Below are 14,137 nucleotides of genomic sequence, written 5' to 3'. Positions count from 1 at the left end.
GTGTGGTCCTCCCTTTCCACTTCAGCTCCCACTTCGACGCAGCCGACAGGCATATCGACGCAACTGCCCCGCGCCCGACTCCGCCCTCGGAGATAACGGGTGCCGCTGCGTCGGACCCCTGTGCGATGCTCGCCCCTGTGGAGACCAGGTGCGTCAGCCCGGTGTTCGTCGGCCGCGCCGGCGAACTGGGCGTACTCAACAAGGCGCTCGCCCGTGCCACCACGGGGGAGCCGCAGGCCATGCTGCTCGGCGGGGAGGCGGGGGTCGGAAAGACCCGTCTCGTCGAGGAGTTCGCGCTCGCCGCGGGACGCGAGGGCGCCGTCGTCGCGCTCGGCGGATGCGTCGAGATCGGTGCGGACGGGCTTCCGTTCGCCCCCTTCTCGACCGCTCTGCGCGCCCTGCGCCGACTGCTGCCCGAGGAGTTCGTCGCGGCGGCCGCCGGACAGGAGACCGAGCTCGCACGGCTCCTGCCCGAACTCTCCCCGGCGCCGACCGGACGCGACGGACGCCACGACGAGGAGAGCATGGCCCGGCTCTTCGAGCTGACGGCCCGTCTCCTGGAACGCGTCGCCGCGGACCGCACCGTCCTCGTCGTCCTGGAGGACCTCCACTGGGCCGACGCCTCCACCCGCCACCTCCTCTCCTATCTCTTCCGTACGCTGCGCAGCGGCCGCCTCGTCATCGTGGCCACGTACCGCGCCGACGACGTCCACCGCCGCCACCCCCTGCGCCCGCTCCTCGCCGAACTCGACCGCCTGCGCACCGTCACCCGCCTCGAACTCGACCGCTTCAGCCGCGACGAGGTGGCCCGCCAGGTCGCCGGGATCTTCGCCGCCGAGCCCGAACAGGCCCAGGTCGACGACATCTTCGAGCGCTCCGACGGCAACGCGTTCTTCGTCGAGGAACTGGCCGTCGCCTCCAGCGAGGGCAGTTGCACCGGCCTGTCCGAGACGCTGCGCGACGTGCTCCTCGTGCGCGTCGAGAGCCTTCCCGACGACGCCCAGCGCGTGGCCAGGATCGTCGCCGAGGGCGGCTCCACCGTCGAGTACGCACTGCTCGCCGCCGTCGCCCGGCTCGGCGAGGACGAACTGATCGAGGCCCTGCGCGCCGCCGTCGGCGCCAACATCCTGCTCGCCACCCCCGACGGGGACGGCTACCGCTTCCGCCACTCCCTGGTCCGCGAGGCCGTCGGCGACGACCTCCTGCCCGGCGAACGCTCCCGCCTCAGCCGCCGCTACGCCGAGGCACTCGAGGCCGACCCCTCGCTCGTCCGCGCCGACGAACGCGTCACGCGCCTCGCGAGCTACTGGTACCACGCCCACGACCCGGCCAAGGCCCTGCCCGCCGTCCTCGACGCATCCGTCGAGGCCCGCCGGCGGCACGCCTACTCCGAGCAACTGCGGCTCCTGGAACGGGCGATGAACCTCTGGGACGAGACCCCCGAGGACATCCGCGCCGGACTGCGCCCCGTCGACTACACCGAGGTCTACCCGCCCTGCGGCTGCGACCCTGCCACCACCCCTCTGCGCTATCTCGACCTGATGGCCGAGGCCGCCGTCGCCGGCCGCCTGTGCGGCGAACGCGAACGCTCCCTCAAGATCACCAAGCGCGCTCTGCGCCTCATCGACGACGCCGACGACGAGAAGGACCCCCTGCGCGCCGCCTGGTTCTGGATCCAGCGCTCCCGCCTCGTCCCGTCCCTCGGCCGCGGCGACGGCTGGGCCGAGATCGCCACGGCCCAGGAACTCGTACGCGGACTGCCGCCGTCCGAGGTGCACGCCGAGGTCCTCACCAACATCGCCTCCTGGGGCATGCTCCACAACCCCGGCGAGGAGACCCTGGCCGCCGCCGAACGGGCCGTCGAATACGCCCGCATGGTCAAGGCCGAGGACATCGAACTGAACGCGAGACTCACCCTCGGCAGCCTCCTCGTCGACGCGGGCGAGGCCGACCGGGGCTTGGCCGAGATGTACGCCGTCCGCGACCGTGTCGTCGAGATCGGCCTCGTCCCGCAGGTCGGCCGCGTCCACATCAATCTCGCCTCCGCTCTGGAGAGCGCGGGCCGCTCCCTCGAGTCCGTGACCGTCTCCGAGTCGGGCATGGACCTGTGCCGCCGGTACGGCCTCCTCGACTCGGAGGGCTGGGTCCTGACCAACATGGCCGAGTCCCTCACCTCCCTGGGCCGCTGGACCGAGGCCGACGCCGTCGTCGACACGGCGCTGCGGTCCTCCGCCCTGAGCGCCAAGCCCCGCGGCACGGCCGCCCTCCGCCGCGCGACCGTCGCCCTCGGCCGCGGCGACCATGCCGAGGCGGCCGCCCAGCTCACCGCCGCCCGCGCCACCTACGGCACCCACGACACCATGCCCCAGTACGCGCTGCCCCTGTCCGCCCTCGCCGTAGGCATCGCGGCCGCCGCCGGCGGCACCCAGGGACTCCTCGACGCCCGCGCCGAACTCGCCCGCGTCGTCGCCGAGGGCATCCCGCCCAGCAACCAGCGCTACGCCTGGCCCCTCCTCGTCGCGGCCGCCGTCGCCGAGGCCGACGCGCGGGGCCTGCCGACCGCGGAGCCCGGCCGCGCCGGAGCCGTCGACCGCATCCGCACCGCCGCCAAGCACCTGGCCACACCCATGCCCGTGTGGCTCGCCCACGAACAGTGGGTCCGCGCCGAACTCCTGCGCGCCGAAGGCCGCGACACCCCTGACGACTGGTCCCATCCCCTCACCACCTTCGAGTCGCTCGACCGCCCCCACGACCTCGCCCGAGTCCGCTTCCGCGCGGCGGAATCCCTCCTCGCGGCAGCCGCCACGTTCGAGGACGAGAGGGAGCGGGCCACGGAACTGCTGCGGCTCGCCGGAGCCGTCGCCGACCACCTCGGAGCGCGCCCGCTCACCGAGGCGGTCGCCCTCCTCGCCCAGCGCGCCCGTCTCACCCTGAACCCCGCCGTGCCACGCCCCCAGATCCCTGCCGACCCCGCCGAGGAACTCGGCCTGACCAGCCGCGAACGCGACGTCCTGCGCCTCGTCGCCGCCGGACGCAGCAACCGCCAGATCGCCGAGGAGCTCTTCATCTCCCCCAAGACGGCGAGCGTCCACGTCTCCAACATTCTCGCCAAGCTGGGTGTCGCCGGGCGCGGCGAGGCAGCCGCCCTGGCCCACCGCCTGAGACTGTTCGCGCCGACGGGCTGAGCCCCAGGCCCGCACTGGATCGTCACGAAGGGTGAAATTTCGCGCTGTCGTACGCTGGACTGAGGTCTCGGCCACCCGGAGGCGCCGTGTTCAACATGTTCGAGGAGCTGTTCTCGCCCGGCCGCAAGCACACCAACGAGGAGCGCAAACGGCTGGAGCTGACCCGTGTCGACCTCAACGACGGCGACCCGGGGCGCGGCCCCATAGACCTCACCTCCGGCAAGGTGGTGGTCCGCGTCCCCGCCCAGGCCCCACCGGGCCTTACGGACCCGATGGTTCCGATGGACCCGACGGACGAAGCGGATTCGGGGGAGCCGGCCCCCGAGGCGGACGCGCCCGACCTCGCCCCCACAGCCCCCTCCGACGGCGAGAGCTGAGCCCTGGCTCCGCTCCCGCCCCGGCCCGGGACCGGGGCCCGCCCCGGCCCTCAGGACACCTCCAGCTCCAGGACCCGGTCGTCGCCCTTCCGGGGCGTGCCTCTCGAGTCCGTGTTGCTCGTCGTCAACCACAGCTTGTTCCGGCCCGCGGCGACCACTGTGCGCAACCTCCCGTACTCGCCCTGCTCGGTCGCCTCGTCGATGAGGAAGGACTGGGGCTCCGCCGCCACCTTCGCCCCCTTCAGGGGGATCCGCCACAGCCGCTCGCCTCTCAGGCCCGCCATCCAGACCGAGCCTTCCGCGTAGGCGATGCCGCTCGGTGACGCCTCGGACGTGTGCCACACGGCCACCGGGTCGTGGAAGCCGGACTTGCCGCTCTTGCCCTCCACGTCGGGCCAGCCGTAGTTGTCACCCGGCACGATCAGGTTGAGCTCGTCCCACGTGTCCTGGCCGAACTCCGAGGCCCACAGCCGCCTGTCCTTGTCCCAGGCGAGCCCCTGCACATTGCGGTGACCGTACGTATAGACCACGGAGTCGCCGAAGGGGTTTCCGGGCGCCGGTTTGCCGTCCGGGGTCATCCGGAGGATCTTGCCGCCCGGGGACTTCTTGTCCTGGGCGTACTTCTTCACGTACGTCTCGCCCGTGCCCGCGTAGAGCAGCTTGTCCGGGCCGAACGCGATGCGCCCACCGTTGTGGTTCGTGCCCTTCGGGATGCCCTTGAACACCGTCTCGGGCGCGCCCAGCTGATCACCCTGCGGCTTCTTCACGTCGTACCGCATCCGCACGATGCGGTTGTCCGACTTCGCGGTGAAGTACGCGTAGAGCCAGTGGTCGGAGGCGAAGGACGGGGAGAGGGCCAGGCCGAGCAGTCCGCCCTCGCCGCCAGGGACCACCCCGGGCACGGTGCCGACCTCGGTCTTCCTGCCTGTCTTCGTGTCGACCCGCGTGATCGTCGCCTCGTCCCGCGAGGACACCAGCAGGCCGCCGCCCGGCAGCGGAGCCAGGCCCCAGGGGGAATTCAGGCCCTCGGCGACCGTGCGCACCACCTTCACCGAGCCCTTCGCCGGACCGGTGTCGCCCCCCGCGCGCCCGGAAGCGGACTTTCCTGGTTCGGACGAGCCGGGGGAGGCGCTGCGACGGCTGTCCGACGGACCGCCGTCACCCGAGGAACACCCCGCCGTGAACAGGATCGAGGCGCAGGCCAACACGGCCAACACGGGCTGCACACCTGGACGTTGCACGATCGGATCCCCTCGACGCTGCGGACTGGGCTGCTCTTCTGCGCTGCGGTTCTACCGTTCATACACCGCAGCCACCCCGCAGGTTCCCGATCAACCCCGACGCGTTCGGACCAACCCACTCCCGCCCGCCGCTCTCACAGCCCCAGCCGTCAAAACTCCCCAGCCGTCAAAACTCCCCCCGCCCTCAAAACTCCCCCCTCAGCCCCCAGAACTTCCCCCTCGGCCCCCAGAGCTCCCCCCAGTCCCAAGAGCCCCCCTCAGTCCCAAGACCCCCGAGCCCGCGGCAGCTCCCCGATCTCCGCCAGATCACGGTCCGTGAGCCGCAGTTCCGCGGCCGCAGCGTTCTCCGCCGCCCACCGCTCCCGCTTGGCACCCGGAACCGGGACCACGTGCCGCCCGCGGCTCAGCACCCACGCCAGCGCCACCTGCGCAGGAGTGACCGCTTCCCCGTGCCGCGCGGCGATCCGGCGCAGGCCCGCCACGATCGGCTGGTTGGCCGCCATCATCTCCGCGGTGAACCGGGGATGCCGGGCCCGCAGATCGTCCGGTTCGAAGCCCTGCCCCGGCGTCAGCGTGCCCGTGAGGAAGCCGTTGCCCAGCGGCATCGCCGCGAGGAACCCCACGCCCCGCGCCTCGCACCACGGCAGCAGCGTCTCCAGGGCCTCCGGCGACCACACCGAGAGCTCGGCCTCCACCGCGCTCACCGGGAACACCTGCTGCACCCGCTCCAGCTGCCGGATCGTTCCCGCATGCAGCCCGGCCCTGCCCCGCCGTGTCGCCCGCGCCCCCACCGCGCACAGCCCGAGCGCCCGCACCTTCCCCGCGCCCACCAGTTCCGCCATGGCGCCCCACGTCTCCTCGACGGGCACCTCGGGGTCGGCCCGGTGCAGCTGGTACAGATCGATCGTGTCGGTCTGGAGCCGCCGCAGCGACGCGTCGCAGGCCCGCTTCACATACCCGGGCCGGCCGTTGGCGACGATGTGCTGTTCCCCGACGAGCAGCCCGCACTTGGTCGACACGAAGGCGTCGCCCCGGCGCTCCTTCAGGACCCGTCCGAGCAGCAGCTCGTTCGTGAACGGCCCGTACATGTCCGCCGTGTCCAGCAGGGTCGACCCCCGGTCCAGCGCGGCATGCACAGTGCGTACGGACTCGTCCCCTCGCTGCCGCGAGCCGGTGTAGGCCCAGCTCATCGGCATGCACCCGAGCCCGATCGCGCCCACCTCGAGCGCTGCCGCCCCGATCGTCCTGCGCTCCACCTGGAAGTAGCCTCCCCCTGCGTGTTCGAGAGGCACCCAAACTAACCTCTGGGACCCGGCCCGCCGCGCACAGCCCACCTCCCATTAGCCTCCTGACCATGAGTGCTGAGGTATCCGCCGACGTTTGGCTCCCGTTCCGTGAAGACGAGGTCCCCGGGCTTCCCGAGGGGCTCAACTACCGCTTCTGGGACGGCGGCCCCGACTTTCCCGCCGACCCGGCCGACTGCGCCTTCTACGTGGTCCCCTACATGAAGGGCGCGGACGTCGGCGTACGCCCCATGGCGGAGATGACGTCCGTACGGGCCGTGCAGACGCTCTCCGCCGGCGTCGACCACGTACAGGGAGGCCTCAAGGCGCTCCCGTCGGGCGTGCGGCTGTGCAACGCGCGCGGTGTGCACGAGGCGAGCACCGCCGAGCTCACCCTCGCCCTGATCCTGGCGTCCCTGAGGGGCATCCCCGGGTTCGTGCGGGGACAGGAGAGCGAGGAGTGGCGCTCCGGTTTCTATCCGGCGCTCGCCGACAAGAACGTACTGATCATCGGGTACGGGTCGATCGGCTCCGCCATCGAGGACCGGCTCGCTCCCTTCGAGTGCGCGCGGGTGGTGCGCGTCGCACGCTCCGCCCGCACGACCGCACGCGGCCCTGTGCACCCGCTCACCGAACTGCCGGCGCTGCTCCCCGACGCGGACGTGGTGATCCTTTCGACGCCGCTCAACGAGGCGACGCGTGGTCTCGCGAACGCAGCCTTCCTGGCACGACTCAAGGACGGCGCCCTCCTCGTGAACGTCGCGCGCGGGGCCGTCGTCGAAACCGAGGCGCTCCTGGCCGAACTGGAGAGCGGCCGGATCACCGCCGCTCTCGACGTCACCGATCCCGAACCCCTGCCCCAGGGGCACCCGTTGTGGCACGCTCCGGGAGTGCTCGTCAGCCCGCACGTCGGCGGCTCCACATCCGCCTTCTGGCCGCGGGCCAAGCGCCTGCTCGCCGCGCAGCTGACCCGGTTCGCGGCGGGAGAACCGCTCGAGAACGTCGTCCTGACGACGGACTGAGGGCGGGCTCCGGAGAGGCCCATCCGCCGCCTCCCGGCCCGGCCTCGCGCGCCCCCGCACACGCTCCGCGCTCGTCCGGATGCGCCCCGTACGCACATCTCTGCTGGTCGTCACGGAGAGTAGAGAGGCTATGTCCCTGAGTGACGAGTCTGGTGTATCGTCCCGACTGGGGTAGCGCCGTGGAGAGTTCGGCGCCGGGGACGGACAACCGGACTGCGAGGGGGGCGACGGGCGATGCACGGCCTATGGGCGAACGATCCGACGCGGCGGGGCCGCCGGCGACGATCCGCGCGCGCACCGGTCCGCACAAGCCGGCCCAGCTGCCACGGCAGCCGCAGGGGCGTACGCCACAGGAGCGGCGGACGCAGAAGGCCTCAGCAGGCAGCACACGGAAACCGGGACACGGGGGCGGCACGGACCGGAGTGACCCCGTGAGCGCCCCCGGAACGGTGATCACCGGCCGCCGCCTGTTCCAGGGCGGAGGGTCCGGCCTCGCCTCGCAACTCGTGTTCGCCCTCCTGTGCGGCGGGTACGCCACGGGGTCCGCGCTCGGCTGGGGATCCGAGCGACTCGCCCTGTTCATGGGCGACTTCGGACTCAGCGCCGCCGCCGCGGTCGCCGCCGTGTCGAACTTCGCGTACGCACGCAGCCGGCGCAGCTGCTTTCGACCGGCCTGGATCCTGTTCGCGGTCTCCTCCGCCATGGCGTCCCTGGGGAACGGGGTGTGGGGCTGGTACGAGGTCGTCCTCCAGCGCCCCGTGCCGACGCCGAGCCTCGCCGACCTCTTCTTCCTGTGCTTCGCGCCGCCCGCCATCGTCGGGCTGCTCGTCCTCGCCAAGCGCCCCTTCACCAAGGCCGGTTGGGTCTGTCTCGCGCTCGACTCCTGGCTCATCGCCGGCTCGCTGATCACGCTGTCCTGGAGCCTCGCCCTCGCGCACACCGCGCGGTTCGAGGGGCAGAGCGTCACCCGTACCGCGCTCTCCCTCGCGTACCCGCTCCTCGACATCGTGCTGGTCAGCATGGTGCTCGCGCTGCACTTCCGCCGCTCGCCCGGCAACCGCACGGCGGTGAACACCGCGATCGGCGCGCTCGCCCTGACCGTGATGTGCGACGCCCTGTTCACCTCGCCACTGCTGCAGGCGAGTTACCACTCGGGGGAGATCCTCGACGCCGGCTGGTTCGCCGGGTCGCTGCTGCTCGCGTGCGCGCCCTGGGTGGGGCCGCGGCGCGGGGAGTGCGACGGGGGACCCGCGTTCGCGCGGTACCAGGTCACCCGCCCCATCTCCGGATCGCTCGCGGCGCTCACGCCCTATCTGGCCGCCGCCGTCTGCACGTTGGGGATTCTCTACAACGTCCTCAACGGCCACAGCGTGGACCGCGTGGTCCTCTTCACGGCCTGCACGGTCGTCCTGGCGCTCGTCGTGCGCCAGGGCATCATGCTCCTCGACAACATCACCCTCACCCAGGAGCTGGCGCAGAAGGAGAACCACTTCCGCTCCCTGGTGCAGGGCTCCAGCGACGTCATCATGATCGCCGCTCCGAACGGCATCCTCAGATACGTCAGCCCGGCCGCCGCCGGGGTCTACGGGCGCGACGCCGAGGAGCTCGTCGGCTCCGAGCTCGCCTCGATCATCCATCCCGAGGACCTCGGGCGCGTGGTCCACGAAGTGCGCCGCTTCCTCGCGGCGAGCCAGATCGAGGAGCCCACGACCCGCATCGAGTGCCGCTTCCGCTCCGGCACCGGCGCCTGGCTGAACGTGGAGTCGACGGTCAACCGCCACCACGGCGGCCTCATCCTCAACAGCCGGGACGTCACCGAACGGGTACGTCTCCAGGCGCAGTTGCAGCACAACGCCGAGCACGATCCGCTCACCGACCTGCCCAACCGCGCCCTGTTCACCAAGCGGGTCGGCCACGCGCTGGGAGGCCGCCGCGCCACCGACCGCGGCACGGCCGTCCTCTTCATCGACCTCGACGGCTTCAAACAGGTCAACGACACCATCGGCCACCAGGCGGGCGACGAACTCCTCGTCCAGGCCGCCCGGCGGCTGGCCGAATCCGTACGCTCCGGGGACACCGCCGCCCGCCTGGGAGGCGACGAGTTCGCGGCGCTGATCGTCGGCGACGGCAGCCGGGACGACACCGCGCGTGAGCAGCACATCTACGAGCTCGCGGACCGCCTCAGGGTCACCCTCTCGCAGCCGTACACCATCGACGGCAACGATGTCCGGGTGGCCGCCTCCATCGGCGTCGCCTTCGCCGAACCCGACGTATCCGCAGGCGAGTTGCTGCGGAACGCGGACCTGGCGATGTACCGGGCGAAGGCCGCCGGCAAGGGCCGGGTGGAGCTGTACGCGCCCCAGATGCAGGCCGACGTCGTCCGCAAGGCGGAGCTCGCCACCCGACTGCGCACCGCCCTGCACGAGGGCGAGTTCGCCCTGCTGCACCAGCCGGTCGTCTCCCTCGACACGGGCCGGATCACGTCGGTCGCCGCGCAGGCCCGCTGGCGCTCGACCCAGGGCATCCTGTTCACGCCCGCCGAGTTCCTGCGTACCGCCGAGGAGGGCGAGCGCACCGCCGAGCTCGGCCGCTGGATGCTGGAGGAGGCCGTCGAGCAGGCCGCCGAGCGGGGCCGCAGAGGTCATGCCGTGCCCGTGGCCGTGCGGATCAGCGCCCGCAGGCTCCTCGACCGGTCGCTGCCCCTCGGCTCCATCGAGGCGCTCCTGACCCGGCACGGGCTGCCCTCCGGCGCGCTGGTCATCGAGCTGGCCGACAGTGACCCCAGGGTCCCCCTGGACGAACTGGAGCGCCGTCTCACCGCGCTGCGCAGACTCGGCGTCCGGATCGCCCTGGACGGCTTCGGCAGCGGATACGCGGCCATCACGGCGCTGCGCAGGCTCCCTGTCGATGTACTGAAACTCGACCGCAGTCTTGTAGAAGGAGTGGTGGAATCCGCCCGCCTGCACAAGATCACCAGTGGTCTGCTGCGCATCGCCGGTGACCTCGGCCTGAATTCCGTGGCCGACGGCGTCGACCTGCCCGAGCAGGTCGTCGCACTGCGCGCCATGGGGTGCACACATGGACAGGGGATGGCCTTCTCCGGGCCGCTCGACGAGTACCGGCTGCGCCGCGCGCTGGCCTCGGGGAACTACCCGGTGCCCAGCGGTCCGGCCGAGCCGGTGTTCGCGGGCGTACCGTCGCCGTCCGGCCGGACGGCCCTGCTCCGCTCACATAATGAGACTCCCGTCCCACCTACTTGACACGCACTGTGTGCCGGAGGGAGGGTCAATGCCATGCGCACCCGAATTCTCGTACTTGGAAAGCGCGTCGGCTGAAGCTGGGACCCACCGGTCGGAACACCGGATCCCAGCGACCGCACCCGGCGCGCTCCCCTCGCTTGCCTCACGGCACGAGGGGTTTTTTGTTGCACAAGCGCGTGTAGTCCAGTAACCAAACACCGTACAAACCTCGCAAAAACCCTCAGCATCGAGAAGAGAATGCCGATGACCGAGCAGGCCACCGGGGCCCACCATCCGCAGCCGCGGCCCCGAGGACAGCAGTCCGCCCCCGTCGAGCACGTCACGGGTGCGAAGTCCCTCATCCGTTCGCTCGAGGAGGTCGGGGCCGACACGGTATTCGGCATTCCTGGCGGTGCGATCCTTCCCGCGTACGACCCGATGATGGACTCCACCCGCGTCCGTCACGTGCTCGTCCGGCACGAGCAGGGCGCCGGCCACGCGGCGACCGGCTACGCGCAGGCCACCGGCAAGGTCGGGGTGTGCATGGCCACTTCGGGCCCCGGCGCCACCAACCTCGTCACCCCGATCGCCGACGCGCACATGGACTCCGTGCCGCTCGTCGCGATCACCGGCCAGGTCGCCTCCAAGGCCATCGGCACGGACGCCTTCCAGGAGGCGGACATCGTCGGCATCACCATGCCGATCACCAAGCACAACTTCCTGGTGACCAAGGCCGAGGACATCCCGAAGACGATCGCCGAGGCGTTCCACATCGCCTCCACCGGCCGTCCCGGCCCCGTCCTCGTCGACATCGCCAAGGACGCCCTCCAGGCGCAGACCACCTTCAGCTGGCCTCCGCAGATGGACCTGCCCGGCTACCGCCCGGTGACCAAGCCGCACGCCAAGCAGATCCGCGAGGCCGCGAAGCTGATCACCGCCGCGAAGCGGCCGGTCCTCTACGTCGGCGGCGGTGTGCTCAAGGCGCACGCCACGGCCGAGCTGAAGGTCCTCGCAGAACTCACCGGAGCGCCCGTCACCACCACCCTGATGGCGCTCGGCGCATTCCCCGACAGCCACCCGCTGCACGTGGGAATGCCGGGCATGCACGGTGCGGTCACCGCCGTCACCGCGCTGCAGAAGGCTGACCTGATCGTCGCCCTCGGAACCCGCTTCGACGACCGCGTCACCGGCAAGCTGGACAGCTTCGCCCCCTTCGCGAAGATCGTCCACGCCGATATCGACCCGGCCGAGATCGGCAAGAACCGCGCCGCCGACGTGCCGATCGTCGGTGACGCCCGCGAGGTCATCGCTGACCTGGTCCAGGCCGTGCAGAAGGAGCACAGCGAGGGCCACAAGGGCGACTACAGCGCCTGGTGGAAGGACCTCAGCCGCTGGCGCGACACCTACCCGCTGGGCTACGACCAGCCGGAGGACGGTTCGCTCTCGCCGCAGAACGTCATCGAGCGGATCGGTCAGCTCGCGCCCGAGGGCACGATCTTCGCCGCGGGCGTCGGCCAGCACCAGATGTGGGCAGCGCACTTCGTGCAGTACGAGAAGCCCGCCACCTGGCTCAACTCCGGCGGCGCCGGAACGATGGGCTATTCGGTGCCGGCCGCGATGGGCGCGAAGGCCGGCATGCCGGACCGCACCGTCTGGGCGATCGACGGCGACGGCTGCTTCCAGATGACCAATCAGGAACTGACCACCTGCGCGCTCAACAACATCCCGATCAAGGTCGCCATCATCAACAACGGCGCCCTCGGCATGGTCCGCCAGTGGCAGACGCTGTTCTACAACCAGCGCTACTCCAACACGGTCCTGCACTCCGGCCCCGACGACGTGCAGGCCAACAAGGGCACCCGCGTCCCCGACTTCGTCAAGCTGTCGGAGGCCATGGGCTGCTACGCCATCCGGTGTGAGCGCCCCGAGGACCTGGACAAGGTCATCGAAGAGGCCAACTCCATCAACGACCGCCCTGTCGTGGTCGACTTCATCGTCCACGAGGACGCCATGGTGTGGCCTATGGTCGCCGCCGGCACCTCCAACGACGAAGTCATGGCCGCCCGCGGGGTCCGCCCCGACTTCGGCGACAACGAAGACGACTGAGACCGAGAGCGAAAGAGAGACCAAGAGCCATGTCAAAGCACACGCTCTCCGTCCTGGTCGAGAACAAGCCCGGTGTCCTCGCCCGGATCACCGCATTGTTCTCCCGCCGCGGGTTCAACATCGACTCGCTGGCGGTCGGCGTCACCGAGCACGCCGACATCTCCCGCATCACCATCGTGGTGAACGTGATCGAGGCCCTGCCGCTCGAACAGGTCACGAAGCAGCTCAACAAGCTGGTCAACGTCCTGAAGATCGTCGAACTGGAGCAGGGCCACGCCGTCCAGCGCGAGCTCGTCCTCGCCAAGGTCCGCGCCGACAACGAGACGCGCTCGCAGATCGTCGAGATCGTCCAGCTGTTCCGCGCCAAGACCGTGGACGTCTCCCCGGAGGCCGTCACCATCGAGGCCACCGGTTCCAGCGACAAGCTGGAGGCGATGCTCAAGATGCTGGAACCCTTCGGCATCAAGGAGCTCGTCCAGTCGGGCACCATCGCGGTCGGCCGCGGCTCGCGCTCGATCACCGACCGGAGCCTGCGGGCGCTCGACCGCACGGCCTGAGCCCCCAGGTGCTCTCGAGCGCCCTCTCGTATACCGAGACCCGAAAACTTCCCTCCGCAATCCCGCCGTACGGTGGGACGCAACACCTGCACACCAAGGAGAAAATCCAGTGGCCGAGCTGTTCTACGACGACGATGCCGACCTGTCCATCATCCAGGGCCGCAAGGTCGCGGTGATCGGTTACGGCAGCCAGGGCCACGCCCACGCGCTGTCGCTCCGTGACTCGGGTGTCGACGTCCGCGTCGGTCTGCACGAGGGCTCCAAGTCCAAGGCCAAGGCCGAGGAGCAGGGCCTGCGCGTGGTGACGCCGTCCGAGGCCGCCGCCGAGGCCGACGTCATCATGATCCTGGTCCCGGACCCGATCCAGGCCCAGGTCTACGAGGAGTCCATCAAGGACAACCTGAAGGACGGCGACGCGCTGTTCTTCGGCCACGGCCTCAACATCCGCTACGGCTTCATCAAGCCCCCGGCCAACGTGGACGTGGCGATGGTCGCGCCCAAGGGCCCGGGTCACCTGGTGCGCCGCCAGTACGAAGAGGGCCGCGGCGTTCCGTGCATCGCGGCCGTCGAGCAGGACGCCACGGGCAAGGGCTTCGAGCTGGCCCTCTCCTACGCGAAGGGCATCGGCGGCACCCGCGCCGGCGTCATCAAGACGACCTTCACCGAGGAGACCGAGACCGACCTGTTCGGTGAGCAGGCCGTTCTCTGCGGTGGCACCGCCGCGCTGGTCAAGGCGGGCTTCGAGACGCTGACCGAGGCCGGCTACCAGCCGGAGATCGCGTACTTCGAGTGCCTCCACGAGCTGAAGCTCATCGTCGACCTCATGTACGAGGGCGGCCTGGAGAAGATGCGCTGGTCGATCTCCGAGACCGCCGAGTGGGGCGACTACGTCACCGGCCCGCGCATCATCACGGACGCCACCAAGGCCGAGATGAAGAAGGTCCTCGCCGAGATCCAGGACGGCACGTTCGCCAAGAACTGGATGGACGAGTACCACTCGGGCCTGAAGAAGTACAACGAGTACAAGACCCAGGACGAGAACCACCTCCTGGAGACCACCGGCAAGGAGCTCCGCAAGCTCATGAGCTGGGTGGACAACGACGAGGCGTAAGCCTTGCGACGAGGGG

9 protein-coding genes are annotated in these 14,137 nt (G+C 70.7%); 7 read left to right on the top strand and 2 right to left on the bottom strand.

What is annotated here, in order from left to right; all coding sequences use genetic code 11:
- The first annotated feature begins 125 nt into the window (after positions 1 to 125).
- Positions 126 to 3,185, top strand: a complete 3,060-nt coding sequence (locus tag OHA58_RS10175) for an AAA family ATPase (protein WP_405478405.1) — start codon at positions 126 to 128, stop codon at positions 3,183 to 3,185.
- Between the two features lie 86 nt (positions 3,186 to 3,271).
- On the top strand, positions 3,272 to 3,562 hold the full coding sequence (locus OHA58_RS10170) for a DUF6191 domain-containing protein (RefSeq protein WP_405478403.1): 291 nt from the start codon (positions 3,272 to 3,274) through the stop codon (positions 3,560 to 3,562).
- A gap of 50 nt (positions 3,563 to 3,612) precedes the next feature.
- Here OHA58_RS10170 and OHA58_RS10165 read toward each other — a convergent pair whose 3' ends face one another.
- Both OHA58_RS10165 and OHA58_RS10160 read right to left on the bottom strand, forming a co-directional pair.
- Positions 3,613 to 4,788, bottom strand: coding sequence for a PQQ-dependent sugar dehydrogenase (locus OHA58_RS10165; protein ID WP_405478401.1), 1,176 nt, complete (start codon positions 4,786 to 4,788; stop codon positions 3,613 to 3,615).
- A 272-nt stretch (positions 4,789 to 5,060) separates the two neighbouring features.
- Entirely contained in the window at positions 5,061 to 6,059 is a 999-nt protein-coding gene (locus tag OHA58_RS10160) for an aldo/keto reductase (protein WP_405484877.1), read from the bottom strand.
- 98 nt (positions 6,060 to 6,157) lie between these two features.
- On the opposite strand from OHA58_RS10160, the gene OHA58_RS10155 reads away from it, so the two are divergent.
- From OHA58_RS10155 to ilvC, 5 genes are all read left to right on the top strand, one after another.
- Complete coding sequence (locus OHA58_RS10155; RefSeq protein ID WP_405478399.1) at positions 6,158 to 7,108, top strand: 2-hydroxyacid dehydrogenase; 951 nt, start codon at positions 6,158 to 6,160, stop codon at positions 7,106 to 7,108.
- 431 nt (positions 7,109 to 7,539) lie between these two features.
- A complete protein-coding gene (locus OHA58_RS10150) occupies positions 7,540 to 10,368 on the top strand; it encodes a putative bifunctional diguanylate cyclase/phosphodiesterase (protein WP_405478397.1) in 2,829 nt (942 codons plus the stop codon).
- A gap of 237 nt (positions 10,369 to 10,605) precedes the next feature.
- Entirely contained in the window at positions 10,606 to 12,453 is a 1,848-nt protein-coding gene (locus OHA58_RS10145; protein ID WP_405478395.1) for an acetolactate synthase large subunit, read from the top strand.
- Positions 12,454 to 12,482: 29 nt separating this feature from the next.
- A complete protein-coding gene (gene ilvN, locus OHA58_RS10140) occupies positions 12,483 to 13,010 on the top strand; it encodes an acetolactate synthase small subunit (protein WP_405478394.1) in 528 nt (175 codons plus the stop codon).
- 109 nt (positions 13,011 to 13,119) lie between these two features.
- On the top strand, positions 13,120 to 14,121 hold the full coding sequence (ilvC, locus tag OHA58_RS10135) for a ketol-acid reductoisomerase (protein WP_116509561.1): 1,002 nt from the start codon (positions 13,120 to 13,122) through the stop codon (positions 14,119 to 14,121).
- The last annotated feature ends 16 nt before the right edge of the window (positions 14,122 to 14,137 follow it).

The organism is Streptomyces sp. NBC_00009 (assembly GCF_045040855.1).
GTDB lineage: Bacteria > Actinomycetota > Actinomycetes > Streptomycetales > Streptomycetaceae > Streptomyces > Streptomyces aureus.
Note: the sequence above shows the minus strand (reverse complement) of the source record. Positions and strands in the feature narration are given on the sequence as shown.